Origin of the sequence: Halomonas sp. KX33721, assembly GCF_001596805.1 — a bacterium.
In the GTDB taxonomy this organism is placed as follows: Bacteria; Pseudomonadota; Gammaproteobacteria; order Pseudomonadales; family Halomonadaceae; genus Vreelandella; species Vreelandella aquamarina.
Genome location: NZ_LVIA01000029.1, coordinates 53,606 through 71,459, shown reverse-complemented (window position 1 = coordinate 71,459; position 17,854 = coordinate 53,606). Strand labels below are relative to the sequence as shown.

The following is a 17,854-nucleotide window of genomic DNA, read 5'->3' as shown; positions in this document are numbered from 1 at the left end:
ATGGCGAACAGGAGTCAGCAGAGGCCATATTAGGCTCTCTAACCAAGAGCTGAAGGGCTGAACCTGTCACGAGTGGATAGTTGACCACTCTCTGATGTGTACGAGCAGAAGCCTCCCCGGAGGGCTCTCGATAACTGTATGGCGGGCCGGAAGCCCAAAGACTGTCGAAGCGCTCAGAGCACACAGGCGAGCGAATTCAGCGGAACGAAGCTCAGCCCGATAATGGGGGACAGGAACCGCCGTGGTACGGATCCGTTTGCCCGGTGGTGTGAGAGGACGGGGGAGGCGACTCCCCCTCCTACTCGATCTTAAAAACTAGAAAATTCATCTCGCTGACGTGAGGTTGGGGTGCTGCTCCCCGTCACGTTCATGGATTTTGGACGCGAGCCGATTTTTTTATTGTACGCCGCCTAATGCACGGCATGCTAAACAGAGTTAATTTTCTGTAAAAGCCTTGTCAACGTAGAGCCCCAGCGGTTAATCCCTTACAATGCAGGGTGCTTTTTAATGGCGCAGGTTAATTACATTTCATCCGCACAGCATAGGGCAAGGGAATGCGCCCGTTACAATCCCTGGGCGGTAGCGTGCCTTTTTATTGGAAATCACCATGTCAAACTCCCTCATTTTCATAGCGCGGCCAGCTCGCATGCTGTTGGCCGCCTTGAGCGTTGCCGTCGTTAGCGGCTGCGCTACCTACCCGAGCGGCAACCAGCAGCAGGTCCAGTACGTGCTTGGTAACGACACCGCCAAGCCGCTGCAAGATGAAAACCTCAACGGCTTTCTCGCACAAGCGCCTGCCGGTGCCGTGCTCAACCTAGTACAAAGCCCCTGGGGCGATAACGTCGAGATCGTGGCCGATGCGCCCTATTTGGCCGCCAGTGGTCGCGAGTGCCGCAAACTGCGGGTCATCGAGCAGGGTAGCGGTGCTGCCCGTACCGCGCTGACCTGCGCGACCCCCAACGGTTGGGTAAATCAGCGCATGCTGCTGCCAGAAAGCCAGCAAGGGGCGATGTCGCTCACCTCGCCAATGACGCACTCCCCAGGAACCACACAAGGGCGCTATTAATGAGCTTGCAACGCGTAATGAAACGGCTTTCCCTCACGCGCCCGGTAGCGGTGTTATCACTGGCTTTGCTGGGCAGTGCCGCCAGCAGCGTTAGCTGGGCGCAGAGCATAAGCCTACCCAATACCATTCTGCCGGAAGACCAGGCCAGCCAACAGCGGGTAGAGCCTCCAGTGAACGACACTCCCCGTGCCGATTGGCGTAGCGGCACCTATGGCCCGGTGGCGAACCAGCCTCAGCAAAACCCCGATGCGCTTCCCCCCTTTGGGGCCAACCTCTTTACCGGCGGCTTTCGCGGGGCGATGGGCGATGGTCTAAACGCCGACTACCAAGTAAAACCCGGCGACCAAATTACCGTGCGTGCCTGGGGCGCGTTCGAGTTTGACCGCGTGCTGCCGGTGGATGCCCAAGGCAACATCTTTATTCCCGGCTCTGGCCCGCTCAATGTAGAAGGCCAAAACAGCCAGCAGGTCGATAGCCGCGTGCGCGGTGCGATTACCTCGGTGTACCCCGAAAACGTACAGGTATACACCAACGTACAGGGCGTGCAGCCCGTGGCAGTGTTCGTTACCGGCTACGTAGAAAATCCCGGCCGCTTTGCAGGAACTCCCAACGACTCCGTGCTGTACTTCCTGGACCAAGCAGGCGGTATTGATCAAGACCTGGGCAGCTATCGCCAAATCCGCGTGATTCGCAACGACCAAACCGTCGCCACGGTGGATCTCTACGACTTCCTGATCAATGGCAGCATCGCGCGCCCGCAGTTTCAGGATGGCGACACCATCGTAGTGGAAGAGCGCGGCCCGGCCATTGCCGTAGTGGGCGATGTCCACCGTGAACACCGCTACGAGCTAGTGGGTAACCAGCTAAGCGGTGCCGAACTGGTAGAGCTTGCCCGCCTCAGAAGCGGCGTATCTCATGTACTGCTGCGCGGCGACCGCTCCGATGGCCCCATGGCCCAGTACTTCCCGCTGAACGAGTTCTATACTCAAACCATTCGCAGTGGCGATGAAGTGGCGTTCAGCGCCGATCAGCGCAGCGAAACTATCGTGGTAGAAGTAGAGGGCAGCTACTACGGCCCATCCCGCTTTGCGTTACCCCGCGATGCGCGCTTGAGTGAACTGCTGGATGCCATTCCCGTGCCGGAAAACATGACCGCCGTGGAAAGCATTTCGCTACAGCGTGAAAGCGTGAAACAGCAGCAACAGCAATCCATGGAAGAGAGCCTGCGCCGCCTGGAAACCACCTACCTCAGCGCCCAATCCAGCACCAACGAAGAAGCGCAAATTCGTGCCCAAGAAGCCGAACTGATTCAAAACTTCGTGCAGCGCGCCCGCGAGCTAGAGCCCAGCGGCCGCTTGGTAGTGGCCTACAACGACCGCATTGCGGATATCCGCCTGCAAGATGGCGATGTGATCACCATTCCGGAAATCAGCGACTCCATTCTGATCAGCGGTGAAGTACTGGTGCCGCAAGCGGCGGTATACCGCCCCGGCATGAGCGTGATCGACTACATCGAAAGCGCTGGCGGCTTTACCCAGCGTGCCGACGATGACCACATCCTGCTGGTTCGCCAAAACGGCGCGGTGGAAAACGCCCGCAACACTCCGCTGCGCCCAGGTGATGAAATCCTCGTCATGCCAGAAGCGCCCACCCACAACCTGCAGCTAGCCGCTACGCTCACGCAAATCCTCTACCAAGTGGCTGTAGCCACCCGCGTGGCAGTGGATTTGTGATGGGTGGTTGGTAAATAGTGAATGGTGAGTGGTGAGTGGTGAGTGGTGAGTGGTGAGTGGTGAGTGGTGAAGGTAGTATCTCGTAGCGCGGCGTAACGACTGAGCGAGAGCAACGAGCGAAAGAGGCACCCGCGGAGGGCGGCGCAAGCAGCCCTGTCCACGCCACAGACTTTTATAAACCCCTCATGTAAGTTCTTGACCTCAAAAGAAACAGCCTCATGAACAACACACACAGCGCCCCAAAAGGGGCGCGCACCCCTTGGCAAGTCACCCGCAGCGTGTGGTACGCCATGTTTATGCGGGAAGCTATTTCTCGCACCATGAGCGACCGCATGGGCTGGTTCTGGATGATTTTTGAGCCTTTTGCGCTTGTTGCCGTAATGGTCGGTATACGCAGTTTTATCAGCGGCGATAATTTGATTGCTAATGCCCCCTTCATTCCCTGGATGATTGTCGGAATGATGGGCTTTTTCCTAGTTCGCGAAGGCATGCTCCGGGGCATGGGGGCGATTGAAGGTAACAGCGCCCTGTTTGCATACCGTCAAGTGCATCCTGTTGACCCTGTCGTAGTACGCAATTTCTTGGAAGGAACACTGCGTACCTTTGTATTTTTAATTTTTATTGCGGGCGGCTTGCTGCTTGGTTTAGAGCTATTCCCCGATAATGCTGTTCGTGCAATATCAGCTTGGCTAGCGTTATGGGGGTTAGGTATAGGGTTGGGGCTAGTCGTTTCTGTAGCTTCGACGCTAGTGCCTGAAGTAGGCAAAATTATTCGTATAACCTCCCTTCCTTTGTTAATTGTCTCTGGCGTCATATTTCCTTTGAATCAGCTTCCTCATTGGATGCTGGAGTATCTAATGCTGAACCCCATTCCTCATGGGTTGGAAACATTACGGTTGGGTTTTTTTTGAGAATTACAAAATTATTCATGGCACCAGTATGACGTATTTCTGGCTGGTGACACTTTCGCTAAATGCGCTGGGGCTACTTATGCATCTCCGCTTTGTTGACCGGTTAAAGGCTAAATAATTAATGTTTATATCGTTCACTCGTTTTGTTAAGAAGTCGCCGCATTGGGCGTTTGCATTAGTGGCAATTGCCCTTGTCAGCTTCTACTGGTTTGTATGGGCGCAAGAGCGTTATGTTTCCCGAGCTACCGTGGTGCTCGAAAGCCCGCAGGTGGCAACGCCTGAGTTTAGCCTTTCTTCACTTATGGGAAGTGGTGCGGGCAATACTGCCGACCTGCTGCTACTGCGTGAGCATTTACTGTCGGTCGATATGCTCCGCCTGCTAGACGAGCAGTTAGGCATTCGCCAACACTACAGCGAACACGGCGACTTCTTCGCTAAGCTGCGTGACCCCAACGTACCCATTGAAGATCTACATGAATACTACCTGCGCCGGGTAGAGGTAGAGTTGGATGAGTATGCAGGCGTATTGAATATCTATGTTCAAGGTTACACGCCGGAATTCGCCCACGATATGGCATCGCTACTGCTAGAAGCGGGCGAAAACCACATGAACGAAATGGGCCACCGCCTTGCTGATGAGCAAGTACGTTTTCTAGAGCGGCAAATGGTGCGTTTAGAAGAGCGTTTCGAAGAAACCCGCGCTCAACTGCTCGCCTTCCAGAACGAATACGGCTTGGTATCACCTACCGCCACGGTAGAAAGCATCAACCAAGTCGTGGCAACGCTTGAAGGCGATCTTGCCCGCTTGCAAGCCCAGCGCAACGCCCTGGCCAGCTTCCAAAGCTCGCAATCGGCCGAGCTACGCCAAGTAGAGCGCAGCATTGCAGCCCTGCGTGACCAAATCGTAGAGCAGCGCGACCGCCTAGCCCAAGCCACCGGCAACTCGCTCAACCGCGTCTCTGCCGAGTACGAAACCCTAGAGCTGCAAGCCCAGTTCGCCCAGGAAACCTACTCCAGCGCCCTGGCCGCACTTGAAAACACCCGCTTAGAAGCCGCCCGCCAGCTCAAGCAGGTCAGCGTGCTACAAAGCCCGCTCATGCCGGAATACCCAACAGAGCCCAACCGCCTCTACAACAGCAGCGTCTTCGCCATCATCACCATCTTCCTCGCGTTCATCCTCAGCATGCTCATCATGATCGTCAAAGACCACCGAGATTAGGATTGTTGGTGAGTGGTGAGTGGTGAGTGGTGAGTAGTGAGTAGTGAGTAGTGAATGGTGAAGGGTGTCGCCACCCCGTAGCGCGGCGTAACGAAAGAGCGAGAGCAACGAGCGAAAGAGGCACCCGCGGAGGCGGCACCAGCCGCCCCGATTGAGCCACGGTGATTAATCAAACCCCGTTGGCATAATCGGCATCCTTAGCGGGGTGCTTCGCGGGTGCGCTATCGCTTACGCCGCGCTACGTAAACACCGCCAACGTTAAGAAGCTTGCAGAGATCTCGTATCGCGTCATAACGATCAATCGCGTCAACACCTCGAATGGCGGCACCAAACCCGTAGCGCGGCGTAACGAAAGAGCGAGAGCAACGAGCGAAAGAGGCACCCGCGGAGGCGGCACCAGCCGCCCCGATTGAGCCACGGCGATTAATCAAACCCCGTTGGCATAATCGGCACCCTTAGCGGGGTGCTTCGCGGGTGCGCTCCGCTTACACCGCGCTACGGGAACACCGCCAACGTTATGAGGCGTGGCACCATCCTCGTTTCGCGCCATAACGAGCAACCGCGTCAACACCTCGAATGGCGGCACCAAACCCGTAGCGCGGCGTAACGAAAGAGCGAGAGCAACGAGCGAAAGAGGCACCCGCGGAGGGCGGGCGCTAGCCGCCCCGATTGAGCCACCGCACCTAGCCCGCTCAAGCAATCGCCCAATAAATTGGCCTCCCACAGCAAGCCCGGTAGCCCATCCAAGCAACTAGCTCTTGTGGGAGCCTTTGTGGAATTAGCTCTTGTGGGAGGGGGCTTCAGCCCGCGACGGCCGCGCCACAGCACTGAAAGAAAGCACGAAAAGGAATTCAATGCTCAACATCACCCACCACGGCGGAGCCAAAGGCGTCACTGGAAGCTGCCACCAGCTCACCCTCGATAGCGAACACTCACTGCTAATCGACTGCGGGCTATTCCAGGGCGAAGACGCAACAGAAGACGCCTTCCAGCAGCTACAAATTGAATTCGACATCAGCACCGTCAAAGCGCTGGTCATCACCCACGTACACATCGACCACGTAGGCCGCTTGCCTTATCTACTGGCAGCCGGATTCAAAGGGCCAATCATCTGCTCCATTCCCTCGGCCAAACTGCTGCCCCTGGTGATTGAAGACGCCCTAAAAATCGGCTTTACCCGCAATGCCCAACTCATCGAGCGTTTCCAGCAGCAGCTAGAAAGCCAAATCGTCAGCGTGCCCTACGGCAAATGGCACACCGTGGTTGAAAAAACCGAACAAGGCAGCATCACCACACGGGTAAAACTCAAGCGGGCAGGGCACATTCTCGGTTCCAGCTACGTAGAAGTCGCCCACCAGTACCCCAATGGTGAAAAGGAACGGGTGATATTCAGCGGCGATTTAGGCGCTCCCTACGCACCGTTACTCCCCGCACCTAAATCTCCCTACGGCTGTGAACAGCTAGTACTCGAAAGCACCTACGGCGACCGCCAGCACCCCGACCGCCGCCAGCGCCGCGCCACGCTGAAACAGGCCATCGAGCAAGCGCTCACTAACGGCGGCACGGTGATGGTGCCCGCCTTCAGCATTGGCCGAACCCAGGAGCTGCTCTACGAGCTTGAAGGCATCATTTATGAAGCCGAGCGCAACGCCAAACGCGGCTTACCCAAAAGCCTGTGGCATGCGCTAGAAATCATCGTAGATTCACCGCTCGCCGCCCGCTTTACCCAGGTATACCGCGAGCTGAAACCCTACTGGGACGACGAAGCCCAACGCCGCCTGCGCAGTGGCCGTCACCCGCTCAACTTCGCCAACCTCTACACCGTAGACAGCCACGAAGCCCACGAGCGAACGGTCAGCTACCTGGCCAGCACAGGCCGCCCAGCGGTGGTCATCGCCGCCAGCGGCATGTGCGCAGGCGGGCGCATCATGAACTACCTCAAAGCCATGCTGGGCGATGAACGCCACCAGGTACTGTTCGTCGGCTACCAGGGCGCAGGCACCCCAGGCCGCGCCATACAGCAATACGGCCCGCGTGGCGGTTGGGTAGAGATAGACGGCCAGCGCTTTGACATCAAAGCAGGCGTCACCTCCATCAGCGGCTACTCCGCCCACGCCGACCAGAAAGACCTGCTCAACTTCGTCAAACGCATGCGCCGCTGGCCCCACACCATCCACCTGGTGCACGGCGAACAAACCGCCCGCAGCGCACTCAAACGAGAGCTGGAAGCGATGTACGCCCGAAAAGGAAAGGGTGTGACAGTGATGAATGGTGAATAGAACCACCCCCCCAGTTCACTGCATAACGATCAAGCGCGGCAACACCGCGAAAGGCGGCAACACCTCGAATGGCGGCAACACCTCGAAAGGCGGCAAACACCCCGTAGCGCGGCGTAACGAAAGAGCGAGGTCACGAGCGAAAGAGGCACCCGCAGCGGCGGCCCGGCGCGAAGGGCGGCGCCAGCCGCCCCGATCAAGCCACAGTGATCGAGCAAAGCTCATTGGCCTCATCGGCACCCCTCACGGGGTGCTTCGCGGGTGCGCTCCGCTTACGCCGCGCTACGAAACACCGCCAACCTCGAAAGCGTGCAACCCCGTTGCACAACGTAATGGTCAAGCGAGCCACCCCGTAGCGCGGCGTAACGAAAGAGCGAGAGCAACGAGCGAAAGAGGCACCCGCGAAGGGCGGCGCCAGCCGCCCCGATCAAGCCACAGTGATCAAGCAAATCTCACTGGCCTCACCGGCACCCCTCACGGGGTGCTTCGCGGGTGCGCTCCGCTTACACCGCGCTACGAACACCGCCAACCTCGAAAGCGTGCAACCCCGTTGCACAACGTAATAGTCAAGCGAGCCACCACCCCGTAGCGCGGCGTAACGAAAGAGCGAGAGCAACGAGCGAAAGAGGCACCCGCGAAGGGCGGCCCTAGCCGCCCCGATCAAGCCACAGTAACCGAGCAAACCTCACTGGCCTCACCAGCACCCCTAACGGGGCAGGGAAAACGCATGAAAAACCGCTCTACGACGGGCGTCGTGGCGCTTTACCAGTAGGAGCTAATGTGGTCATCTCGTAGTTTTTGCTCATGGATGGCCCGATGCTGACACCGTCTCTTATGCACCATTTATCAATCGTTCCCGACTTCCGCCAGGCTTGGAAAGTGCAGCATCAGCTGTCGGATATCCTGTTCCTGACGGTCTGTGCGGTGATCTGTGGTGCCGAGGGTTGGGACGAAATCGAGGACTTTGGCCACGCGAAGCTCGATTTTCTCCGTCAGTACGGCGATTTTTGAGGCTGGCGTTCCCAGCCATGACACCTTGGCCAGGGTCATGGCCCTGGTGAATGCCGAGCAGTTGCAAAGCGCGTTTGCCGACTGGATGAAGGCCTGCCATGACGTGACGGAAGGCGCGATAGTGGCCATCGATGGTAAGACGCTGCGTGGATCGTACTGCCGAGGGAAAGGCAAAGGGGCGATACACATGGTCAGCGCCTTCAGTGCGGCGAATGGCGTGGTGCTGGGTCAGGTCAAGACGGCGGAGAAGTCCAACGAGATCACGGCGATTCCCGAGCTGCTCAAGCTGCTGAATCTGCAAGGTTGTCTGGTAACAATCGATGCCATGGGCTGCCAGAAGAAGATTGCCACGCAGGTCCTGCAGAAGGGCGCCGATTACCTACTCTCGGTGAAGGGCAACCAGCCGGCCTTGGCTGACGCCTTCGAGGCCGCATTTCCCATGGCCAAGGTGGTCAACTTTGAAGGGGATGCGTACGTCACGGACGAGAAGAGCCGTGGCCGGCAAGAGACCCGATACCATATTGTCAGCGAGGTTACTGAAGAATTTCAGGAGCTTAGCTATGAATGGGCAGGCCTGAAAACGGTGGGCGTGGTAATGAGTTTCCGCCTGGAAGGTGACGAGGTGCCAGAAGCCCCGATGATCCGCTACTACATCAGCTCTGCCGATCTGAGCGCCAAGAAGCTCGCCGAAGCGGCTCGCCAGCATTGGTTTGTCGAGAACAAGCTCCACTGGTCCCTGGACGTCGCTCTTCGCGAGGATGCCTGTAAAATCCACCGCGGACAGGCAGCCGAAAACCTCGCCAGGGTTCGTCATATCGCCTTGAATTACCTGAAAGGGGAGAAGCGTTTCAAAGGCGGAATCCGGCGGAAACAGAAGAAAGCCGCGCTGGATGAGACCTACCTGGCGGACATTCTCGCGGTATGAAATTTTTCATGCGTTTTCCCTGCCTAACGGGGTGCTTCGCGGGTGCGCTCCGCTTACGCCGCGCTACGAACATCGCCAACCTCGAAAGCGTGCAATTACGCGCGGCGGCCCTTTACGCCACGGAATGTTGAAACGCCACCAAACCGCATCGAAACACCATCGGCAACCACTACCAAATGATCGAAATAAACAACCTCTACAAACGCTACCACAACCACCACGGCAGCGATTGGGTGCTCAAAGACATTAACCTCACGATCCCCACGGGGGTGAGCGTGGGGCTGATTGGTGCCAACGGCGCGGGTAAATCCACGCTGCTCAAACTGATCGCCGGGATGGACAAACCCGAACGCGGCGAAGTCATCCGCCGCAGCCGCGTTTCCTGGCCGGTGGGGCTGGCTGGCGGCATGCAAAACAACATGACCGGGCGGCAAAACGTCAAGTTCGTCGCCCGTACACAAGGTAGTGGTTCAAAAGAAGTAAAACGGGTCATCCAGTTTGTTGAAGAGTTCGCCGAAATTGGCAAAGCCTTTGATGAGCCTGTACGTACCTATTCATCAGGGATGCGCGCACGGCTTTCGTTTGGGCTTTCCCTCTCCTTCGATTTTGATGTTTATATCTCGGATGAAGCCACCGCCGTAGGCGACCGTGCTTTCAAAGCCAAAGCACAAGCCTTATTTAAAGAGCGAATTGGTAAAGCCTCACTGATTATGGTTTCCCACTCGGAAGGCATTCTTAAAGACCTCTGCCAAGCAGGGCTGTATCTAAAAGAGGGCCGCGCCTACTGGCATGACGATATTAATGCAGCGATCAAGGCCTATCACGCAGACGTTGATAGTGGCAAAGAGGTCACTAAGCCCAAGGCAGCGCATAAGCCCAAGCGGTTTGACAGTTTGCCCAGCAACATTCCCGAAGCAGACAAACACCTACAGCAAGCAAAAAGCAAGTTGGCGGAGGCGCAAAGAGCATTAAAAATCGCTAACCAACAAAATTTACTGCCTATCTACCGTAAACATATTCGTGATGACATCCCCAAGCGGCAACAGCAAGTAGCTAACGCCCAACGTCACCTAGAAGCACTCAAGCAAGAGCAGGGCGGCTCCAACACCGCTGCTGAACAAACTGAATAGCAAACTCAAGGATGTAATACATGGCGAACAAAACTTTCCTAATTACCGGCGGCGCTGGCTTTATTGGTTCAGCGGTCGTGCGTGAGCTTATCCAAAACTCTACCCACCGTGTGGTGAATGTAGACAAGCTCACCTATGCAGGGAATTTAGAATCGCTTGTCAATGTTGAAACCAGTGAGCGTTATGCCTTTGTGCAGGCCGACATTTGCGATGCACCCGCCATGCAACAACTGTTTGAACAGCACCAACCCGATGTCGTTATGCACTTGGCTGCCGAGAGCCATGTAGACCGCTCCATTGATGGCCCCGCCGAGTTTATCCAAACCAACGTAGTTGGCACCACAGTACTGCTAGAGGCGGCACGTAGTTACTGGAATAGCCTGGAAGGTGAGCGTCGTGATGCATTTCGATTCCATCACATCAGTACAGATGAAGTGTATGGCGATTTGGAAGGCACCGACGACCTATTCACCGAGACGACACCCTACGCGCCAAGCTCGCCTTACTCCGCCAGCAAGGCCAGCTCTGATCACTTAGTGCGCGCCTGGCAGCGTACCTACGGCCTGCCCACACTGGTAACCAACTGCTCCAACAACTATGGGCCATACCATTTCCCAGAAAAACTGATCCCGTTGATGATCCTCAACGCCCTGGCCGGTAAACCACTCCCGGTATATGGCAATGGCCAGCAAATCCGCGATTGGCTCTATGTAGAAGACCACGCCCGCGCCTTAATCAAAGTAGCCACAGAAGGTGAAATCGGCGAAACCTACAACATTGGTGGGCATAACGAAAAAGCCAACCTTACCGTTGTTGAAACACTGTGCGACCTGCTTCAAGAGCTAGTGCCACAAGAGCGGTCGTACCGTGAGCTCATCACCTTCGTGACCGATCGCCCCGGCCACGACGTACGCTACGCCATTGATGCCAGCAAAATTGAACGCGAACTCGGCTGGGCGCCAGAAGAAACCTTCGAAACCGGCCTACGCAAAACCGTGCAGTGGTACCTCGCCAACGAAACCTGGTGGAAACGTGTGCAAGACGGCAGCTACCAAGGCCAACGCCTCGGTAGCCTGTAGAGACACCGCCCTGTTTTGCCACGGAATACACGGAAAACACGGATGAAAAAAAGATAGGTTTTGCATTTATTAAACCTTATCCGTGTTTTCAGTGAGCGTCCGTGGCCAACCAAAGTGTCTTAGCCACGGAAGACACGGAAGACACGGAAGACACGGAAAGCACGGATAAAAACAAGATTTAGATTTTGACCTTATCCGTGTTTTCAGTGAGCGTCCGTGGCCAATATTAAGAGGTGCACATGCTCACGGAAGAAGCACTAACATATCGAATCAGGGGGGCGGTTTTCGAAGTTAGCAAGCAGCTTGGGCCTGGTTTCTTGGAAAGCATCTATCAGAAAGCACTGTTTATTGAACTACAGTCCATAGGCCTGCATGTTGAGGCCGAAAAGCCTGTCAATATTTACTACAAGCAGTGTCTTGTTGGAGAGCATCGGCTCGATCTGTTGGTTGAAGGTAAAATTATTCTAGAGTTGAAAGCGCAAAAAAAGCTTGCCTCCATCAGCTGAGCCTCAGCTCATTAACTATCTACGTGCCACTCACTTACCAGTAGGCCTGCTCATTAATTTCACCTTTCCTAAAGCACTGATCAAACGCATTGTCGTTTAATTTTTTATATCCGTGTTTTCCGTGAGCGTCCGTGGCAGAAAAGGATTCACCATGAACATCTTAATCACCGGCGGTAACGGCCAAGTAGGCTTTGAACTCCAGCGCCAATTTGCCCCGTTCGGTACTATCCTGGCCCCGACACGCCAAGAGCTCGATTTAACCAACGCCGATGCAGTAGAGGCTTACCTTGCCAAACACCAGCCTGGCTTAATCCTCAATGCAGCGGCCTATACAGCAGTGGATAAAGCCGAAAGCGAGCCACAGCAGGCTAAACGCCTAAATGCCGAGCTACCCGCGCAATTAGCGGAATATGCAGCGAAGCAGGGCATTCACCTGGTGCACTACTCAACGGACTACGTTTACCCAGGCAACGGCGAACCCCCCTGGCAAGAAGACAGCCCCACTGGCCCGTTAAGCGTATACGGCCAAACCAAGCTAGAAGGGGATGAAGTGGTGGTTAACAGCGGTGCCAGCCACCTGATTTTTCGCACCAGCTGGGTATACGCCGCCCGTGGCAACAACTTTATGAAAACCATGCTACGCCTGGGCCGTGAACGGGATGCATTGAGCATCGTTAATGATCAAATCGGCGCGCCTACGCCAGCACGGCTAATCGCTCAAGTCACTGCGCTGGCATTCACCACGCAAGGCTCACCACTGACCATCAATATACCGTCAGGGGTTTATCATCTTGCTCCACGCGGAGAAACCAGCTGGCACGGCTTCGCCAGCGAAATTTTCAACCAAGCCCGTGAAGCAGGGGAAACCCTCGCGATTACCCCCGAAAGCACCGCTGGCATCCCCACGGCAGAATACCCAACGCCCGCCCAACGCCCGTTGAACTCACGCATGGCGCTAGGCAAATTAGAAAGCGCACTAAGCATCACCATGCCCACCTGGCAAAGCCAATTAGCTCTGACACTGAAAGAACATCTCAGTAATTAAAAAAAAACGTTATTCGCCACCGGCGATACGGACAAAACCCTTTATTTGTTATTGGGGTGTTGCTTTTGACCTTGTCCGTGTTTTCCGTGAGTGTCCGTGGCAAAACAGGTTTTGTCCGTGCTTTCCGCAAAGGGCCGTGGCTAAACTTATATTCTGTAACACAGCAAGGGGGCCAATATGAGCCAATCAACACAGAGAAAGGGCATCATTCTCGCCGGTGGTTCAGGCACTCGCCTACACCCCATTACCCGTGGCGTGTCAAAACAGCTATTGCCGGTGTACGACAAGCCAATGATTTACTACCCGATTTCAGTGCTGATGCTGGCGGGTATCCGCGATATTCTCATTATCTCTACCCCTGAAGACTTACCCCAATACCAAAACCTACTGGGTAGCGGGGAAGACTTTGGCATCAACCTGCAATATGCCGAACAGCCAAGCCCCGATGGCCTAGCCCAAGCCTTTATTATTGGTGAAGAATTTATTGGCGACAGCCCCGTGTGCTTAGTGCTGGGCGATAACATCTTCCACGGTCAGCACTTCTCTGAGCAGCTAAAACGCGCTGACAAACAGCCCAGCGGTGCCACCGTATTTGGTTACCTAGTAAAAGACCCTGAACGCTTTGGCGTAGTGGAATTCTGTGAAGACGGCAAGGCGATTTCCATTGAAGAAAAACCGGCCAAGCCGAAATCAGCGCACGCAGTAACGGGCCTTTATTTCTACGATAACGACGTTGTAGAAATTGCCAAAAACGTAAAACCATCCGAGCGCGGCGAGCTGGAAATCACCAGCGTTAATAACGCCTACCTTGAACGTGGCGACCTGCGCGTGGAGCGCCTTGGCCGCGGCTTTGCCTGGCTAGATACTGGTACCCACGACAGTTTGCTAGAAGCCAGCCAATACGTGCAAACCATTGAACACCGCCAAGGCCTCAAAATAGCCTGCCTTGAGGAGATCGCCTGGCAGCAGAAGTGGATAAGCGACGAACGTCTAACCGAATTGGCAAAGCCACTCTCGAAAACTCAATACGGCAAGTACCTACAGCGCCTTTTGATAACCAAACGATAATATCTAGCCACAGACACTCACTGAAAACCTGTTTCGCCACGGACACTCACGGACGGCACGGACAAAACCTTAAATTCTTTATTGGTTTTTGACTTTATTGGTTGTTGCTTTTGACCTTGTCCGTGTTTTCCGTGAGTGTCCGTGGCCAATTAAAACGCAGCTAATTTAGGTGGTCTACCCGCTATGCAATACGAAAAACTCGCTATACCAGAAGTGGTCTTGCTCACCCCTCAAGTGTTCGGCGATGAACGCGGCTTCTTTATGGAAACTTTCCGCCAATCTGAATTTGAACAGCACTGCGGCAACCATACCTTCGTTCAGGATAACCACAGCCTTTCCAGCCATGGCATTTTACGCGGCTTGCACTACCAGCTTGAAAAGCCCCAGGGCAAATTAGTGCGCGTGACTCGGGGGGAGGTGTTTGATGTAGCGGTAGACTTACGCAAAAGCAGCCCCACCTTTGGCCAATGGGTAGGCGCAATGCTGAGCGCAGAGAACAAGCAATTACTCTGGGTGCCACCAGGCTTTGCCCACGCCTTCTACGTGACCAGTGAAGAAGCTGAGTTCCAGTACAAATGTACCGATTATTACAACCCAGGCGATGAATACTGTATTCGCTGGGATGACCCCACGTTAGCAATAGACTGGCCGCTGGTGGACAACAAACAGCCTGGAGTCTCAGAAAAGGATGCCCTAGGTGCACGCTTCAAAGATGCCAGAACATTTGTCTGAACCACTCTCTTTACGTCGTGATAAGTGAAAAACGGAGCTTTCTTGAATGACAGTGACTTTCGGCACAACCCCCTATAGCAACTGGCAATGCCTGGCCCCTTTGCTGGAAGCCTTAGGTTGTGTAATCCCAACGTCGAATGAGTCAAAGCAACATAGCGTTGACCCAATAAGCGAAATGCCTGCAGAAGGAAAGTTACTGTTAGCGTACGCCAGCCCCCAACAAACGCTGGTAAGCGCCATGGAGCAGGGAGCTGCACCCACAGAAGTGCTGACACAATGGGTAGCTCACACCAAGGCGATGATAGAGTGCTTCAAGGCTAACCGAAAGCGAGTGGTGCTCATCAATATCGATGCTGCCCGCCAACACCTGTCACAAAGTGCCATCACGTTAGAGAACCACTGGCAGCAGCAGATTGAATTGCCTGAAGGCCAACAGTCAGATAGCCAATACCCGCCAGCAGAAGCCAACCCTTACTATTGGATGCTGGCGACCCTGGCGGTTCATCAAAGCCAGGAACTGCCACTGTTACTGGCGCAGCTGGAAGCGTGCACCTTGCCCATTGGTGAGCCAGCAACTCCACCAATACAAGAAATTGATCACCTTTATTCAGAACTAACGGCACTTTTCCAGCAGTGTGAAAGCAGCCAAGTGCTAGCACAAGCGCATAAAGCACTGAAAAAAGAGTACCAAGCGTTGGAAACGCAGCATACTAACCTGCTGCAAACACAGCAAAAAGACCAAACGGCTATCAATAATGTTCAAGCCGAACGTGAAGCGCTTCAGCGCCAACTGGAAAAAGAACAGGCCGATCACGCGGCACTCAATGCATCAAACGCTACGCTAGAAAAAGAACACACCACGCTTCAGGCGGCAAAAAAAGCGCAGGAAATCGTACTTACTAATGCCAGTGAAGAGCATCAACTGTTGCTAGAGCAGCTGCATCTAGTGCAAGAAGAACTGGAGCGTTACATAACGGCAGGTAAAGAAGCCGCCTCCGAAAAGGTAAACCTGCAACGCCAGTTAGAAACACACCAAAAAGCGCATCAGAAACTTGAGATAGCGCATGCAGCTCTCAAGCAAGCTCAGCAAAAAGACCAATCCATCATCAAAGAAGTTAACGCAGAGCGAGAAAAGCTCCAAAGCGCACTAAAAAAAAGAGCAGCTGGCGCTTACCAAGATTAACGCTGAAAAATCTACCCTAGCGCATCAGCTAACGGCGTTAAACGCTACCCATGAAGACCAAGCAAAACAGCTCACAGATCTACAGGCCCAAAAAACGGAGCTTCTAAAACAGTGTGAAGCTGCTGAAAAGCAAAAGGCAATGCTGCAAAAAGAGCAAGCTGCCCATGCACAAACGAAAGCTGAAAAATTATCCCTGGAAGGCCAGCATAGAGAAGCACAGCAGGAAGCAGAAGCCAGCCTTTCAACTGTAGAACACGAAAACCAGCTACTTCTACAGCAACTGCACCTAGTGCAGGAAGCATTCGAGGCCAAGTTCCTACAAGCGAAAGAGCAAGAAAAAGAACTTGCCAGAAGAGAATCCCAGCTTAAATACAGCGAACAACAGCACCAGCACAGCGTTAACGCACATCATGCCAGCCAGAAAGAGAGTCAGCTGTTACAACGCCGCCTCGCCAAGCTGCGAGAAATAATGGAAGGCCTAGAGCGCAGTAACAAAGCCTTGAACGGTAATATGTCAGAAGTCAAAAACCAGCTGGCAGCGGCCAAAAAGCACCAGTCAGACTGGGAGCACAAATACCAGCTTGCCGAACGTGAAGGCGCCTTGGCCCTAGCGTCAGCCAACCGGCGTATTTATGAGCTAAGCAAAGAGCTTAACAGTATTACCAAAAGCCCCCGCTGGAAGCTGGTCAGCCCGCTTAATAGCCATGGCAAAAAGAATAAAAAGGTGCGTGCTGAACAGCTTCAGCAGCAGAAAAAACAGGTGGCTCACTCTGGCCTGTTTGATGTGGAATGGTACCTGCAGGCCTATCCCGATATTGCGGAAGCTGGCATAGACCCCATCGAACACTACCTCACGATGGGTGCGTACGAAGGTCGTAATCCCAGCGAAGTATTTGATACTAGTTGGTACCTGCTTTACTACCAAGATGTAACAGATAGTGGCCAGAACCCCCTGGTTCACTATATCCGTTATGGCCAGAAGGAAAACAGAGCCACCCGGCCGGGTGCCTTGGCCTCACTACCCGCGCCAATACAGCAACCGGTTGAAAAGGGGTAAACCAACACCATGTCGATGATTCTTCATATAGGGGCTGGCCAAGCAAGTGAACTCCCCCAGTGGCGAAAAAGTGGTGCCACGCGCATTGTACTGGTAGAACCAAACCCCATGTTGGCACAGCAGCTGCGACACAAAGCAGCAGGTGACGCCACTCTTACCATTGTGGAAGCCGCTGTCACGCCAAGCTCGGCCAACACTCAGCTGTATGAATATAACCTGCCCGAAGCGAATAGCCTGCGCCCAGCCACAGGGCTTAAGAGCCTGTTCCCAGGGTTGAAAACCACGGCAACGCACAGTGTGGCCACCCTTACCCCAACCCAGCTGCTAGCCGACTACGGGCCAGCACAAGGTGAACGGGCCCAGCTGGTGCTGCAAACACCGGGGGAAGAGGGGGCCATCCTCAACGAGCTGATTGAAACAGGCCAGCTCAACCAGTTTCAGCAATTGCACCTATATGCCAACCCAGAACCCTATTACCAGGGTAGCATTGCGGCAAAAGACATTCTGCAGCAACTTGCAGAAGCAGGGTTCGATATCACTGACGTCAATCAGCAAGACCCAGACTGGCCGTATTGGCAACTTACTCGCCATCCACTGAAAGATCAGCTGCTCAGCCTGCAAGAAGAAACAACTGCCCTGAAACAGCAACTTCAAGAACGCCAGCAACAGCTAGAAGCCAATCAACGGCAAAGCAAAAAACAGCAGCAGAAAGCGGAAGAAGTGGCACAGCAAACACAAGCGCAGCTGAAAGAAAAAGCGAACCAACTGGCTGAAGCTCATGCGCAGTGTCAGCAACTAAAAGAAGACAACGAAACGCTAAAAAAAACAGCTCAACCAAGCACAGAAAGTAAGCCAACAGCATCAGCAAACACAGAGTGAAACGGCAAAGCAGCTGGAACAGATTCAACAGCAA

15 protein-coding genes and 2 pseudogenes are annotated in these 17,854 nt (G+C 54.5%); 16 read left to right on the top strand and 1 reads right to left on the bottom strand.

The genetic code is table 11. The features are described 5' to 3' along the window. Positions 1-607: 607 nt before the first annotated feature. The 5 genes and pseudogenes from A3220_RS11665 (at position 608) to A3220_RS11645 (ending at position 7,208) form a co-directional block, all read left to right on the top strand. The gene (locus A3220_RS11665; protein ID WP_062374989.1) at positions 608-1,066 is read left to right on the top strand and encodes a DVU3141 family protein; all 459 of its coding nucleotides are present in this window, start codon (positions 608-610) and stop codon (positions 1,064-1,066) included. Further along, positions 1,066-2,799, top strand: a complete 1,734-nt coding sequence (locus A3220_RS11660; RefSeq protein ID WP_062374988.1) for a polysaccharide biosynthesis/export family protein — start codon at positions 1,066-1,068, stop codon at positions 2,797-2,799. Before A3220_RS11665 ends, A3220_RS11660 begins: the two co-directional genes overlap by 1 nt. A gap of 218 nt (positions 2,800-3,017) precedes the next feature. Next, positions 3,018-3,828, top strand: a pseudogene (locus A3220_RS11655) (ABC transporter permease). A gap of 3 nt (positions 3,829-3,831) precedes the next feature. Continuing rightward, on the top strand, positions 3,832-4,929 hold the full coding sequence (locus tag A3220_RS11650; protein ID WP_054645379.1) for a hypothetical protein: 1,098 nt from the start codon (positions 3,832-3,834) through the stop codon (positions 4,927-4,929). A gap of 854 nt (positions 4,930-5,783) precedes the next feature. Next, positions 5,784-7,208: an MBL fold metallo-hydrolase gene (locus A3220_RS11645; protein ID WP_062374986.1), complete on the top strand. Its 1,425-nt coding sequence runs from the start codon at positions 5,784-5,786 to the stop codon at positions 7,206-7,208. Between the two features lie 15 nt (positions 7,209-7,223). On the opposite strand, the gene A3220_RS11640 is transcribed toward A3220_RS11645, so the two are convergent. Next, complete coding sequence (locus A3220_RS11640) at positions 7,224-7,430, bottom strand: hypothetical protein (RefSeq protein ID WP_062363623.1); 207 nt, start codon at positions 7,428-7,430, stop codon at positions 7,224-7,226. A gap of 591 nt (positions 7,431-8,021) precedes the next feature. Between A3220_RS11640 and A3220_RS11635 the strand changes: the two are divergent. The 11 genes and pseudogenes from A3220_RS11635 to A3220_RS11590 all read left to right on the top strand — a co-directional run bounded on the left by A3220_RS11635 (position 8,022) and on the right by A3220_RS11590 (position 17,820). Further along, positions 8,022-9,141: pseudogene (locus A3220_RS11635) on the top strand (ISAs1 family transposase). Positions 9,142-9,317: 176 nt separating this feature from the next. Continuing rightward, complete coding sequence (locus A3220_RS11630) at positions 9,318-10,271, top strand: ABC transporter ATP-binding protein (RefSeq protein WP_054641468.1); 954 nt, start codon at positions 9,318-9,320, stop codon at positions 10,269-10,271. 20 nt (positions 10,272-10,291) lie between these two features. Then, positions 10,292-11,350, top strand: a complete 1,059-nt coding sequence (gene rfbB / locus A3220_RS11625) for a dTDP-glucose 4,6-dehydratase (protein ID WP_054641467.1) — start codon at positions 10,292-10,294, stop codon at positions 11,348-11,350. 239 nt (positions 11,351-11,589) lie between these two features. Then, a complete protein-coding gene (locus tag A3220_RS11620) occupies positions 11,590-11,856 on the top strand; it encodes a GxxExxY protein (protein WP_252860463.1) in 267 nt (88 codons plus the stop codon). Beyond that, positions 11,840-11,956 (top strand): GxxExxY protein, encoded by a 117-nt coding sequence (locus A3220_RS18325; RefSeq protein WP_354702738.1) that lies wholly within the window; start codon positions 11,840-11,842, stop codon positions 11,954-11,956. Before A3220_RS11620 ends, A3220_RS18325 begins: the two co-directional genes overlap by 17 nt. A 51-nt stretch (positions 11,957-12,007) precedes the next feature. Next, positions 12,008-12,901: a dTDP-4-dehydrorhamnose reductase gene (gene rfbD / locus A3220_RS11615; protein WP_062374985.1), complete on the top strand. Its 894-nt coding sequence runs from the start codon at positions 12,008-12,010 to the stop codon at positions 12,899-12,901. Between the two features lie 177 nt (positions 12,902-13,078). Next, complete coding sequence (rfbA, locus tag A3220_RS11610) at positions 13,079-13,969, top strand: glucose-1-phosphate thymidylyltransferase RfbA (protein ID WP_062374983.1); 891 nt, start codon at positions 13,079-13,081, stop codon at positions 13,967-13,969. Positions 13,970-14,152: 183 nt separating this feature from the next. After that, positions 14,153-14,701: a dTDP-4-dehydrorhamnose 3,5-epimerase gene (gene rfbC, locus A3220_RS11605; RefSeq protein WP_062374981.1), complete on the top strand. Its 549-nt coding sequence runs from the start codon at positions 14,153-14,155 to the stop codon at positions 14,699-14,701. Positions 14,702-14,801: 100 nt separating this feature from the next. Further along, positions 14,802-15,884 (top strand): hypothetical protein, encoded by a 1,083-nt coding sequence (locus A3220_RS11600; protein WP_128082431.1) that lies wholly within the window; start codon positions 14,802-14,804, stop codon positions 15,882-15,884. Positions 15,885-16,023: 139 nt separating this feature from the next. Continuing rightward, positions 16,024-16,941, top strand: a complete 918-nt coding sequence (locus tag A3220_RS11595) for a hypothetical protein (RefSeq protein ID WP_062374978.1) — start codon at positions 16,024-16,026, stop codon at positions 16,939-16,941. A gap of 9 nt (positions 16,942-16,950) precedes the next feature. Next, positions 16,951-17,820, top strand: coding sequence for a hypothetical protein (locus A3220_RS11590; RefSeq protein ID WP_062374976.1), 870 nt, complete (start codon positions 16,951-16,953; stop codon positions 17,818-17,820). The last annotated feature ends 34 nt before the right edge of the window (positions 17,821-17,854 follow it).

Bases quoted from the DNA above. Each gene is read 5' to 3' on its own strand.
- rfbD (WP_062374985.1), top strand. From the start codon at position 12,008: ATGAACATCTTAATCACCGGCGGTAACGGCCAAGTAGGCTTTGAACTC.
- A3220_RS11650 (WP_054645379.1), top strand. From the start codon at position 3,832: ATGTTTATATCGTTCACTCGTTTTGTTAAGAAGTCGCCGCATTGGGCG.
- A3220_RS11660 (WP_062374988.1), top strand. From the start codon at position 1,066: ATGAGCTTGCAACGCGTAATGAAACGGCTTTCCCTCACGCGCCCGGTA.
- rfbA (WP_062374983.1), top strand. From the start codon at position 13,079: ATGAGCCAATCAACACAGAGAAAGGGCATCATTCTCGCCGGTGGTTCA.
- rfbB (WP_054641467.1), top strand. From the start codon at position 10,292: ATGGCGAACAAAACTTTCCTAATTACCGGCGGCGCTGGCTTTATTGGT.
- A3220_RS11630 (WP_054641468.1), top strand. From the start codon at position 9,318: ATGATCGAAATAAACAACCTCTACAAACGCTACCACAACCACCACGGC.
- A3220_RS11640 (WP_062363623.1), bottom strand. From the start codon at position 7,430: ATGAGCTTTGCTCGATCACTGTGGCTTGATCGGGGCGGCTGGCGCCGC.
- A3220_RS11645 (WP_062374986.1), top strand. From the start codon at position 5,784: ATGCTCAACATCACCCACCACGGCGGAGCCAAAGGCGTCACTGGAAGC.
- rfbC (WP_062374981.1), top strand. From the start codon at position 14,153: ATGCAATACGAAAAACTCGCTATACCAGAAGTGGTCTTGCTCACCCCT.
- A3220_RS11590 (WP_062374976.1), top strand. From the start codon at position 16,951: ATGTCGATGATTCTTCATATAGGGGCTGGCCAAGCAAGTGAACTCCCC.
- A3220_RS11620 (WP_252860463.1), top strand. From the start codon at position 11,590: ATGCTCACGGAAGAAGCACTAACATATCGAATCAGGGGGGCGGTTTTC.
- A3220_RS11595 (WP_062374978.1), top strand. From the start codon at position 16,024: ATGCTGCAAAAAGAGCAAGCTGCCCATGCACAAACGAAAGCTGAAAAA.
- A3220_RS11665 (WP_062374989.1), top strand. From the start codon at position 608: ATGTCAAACTCCCTCATTTTCATAGCGCGGCCAGCTCGCATGCTGTTG.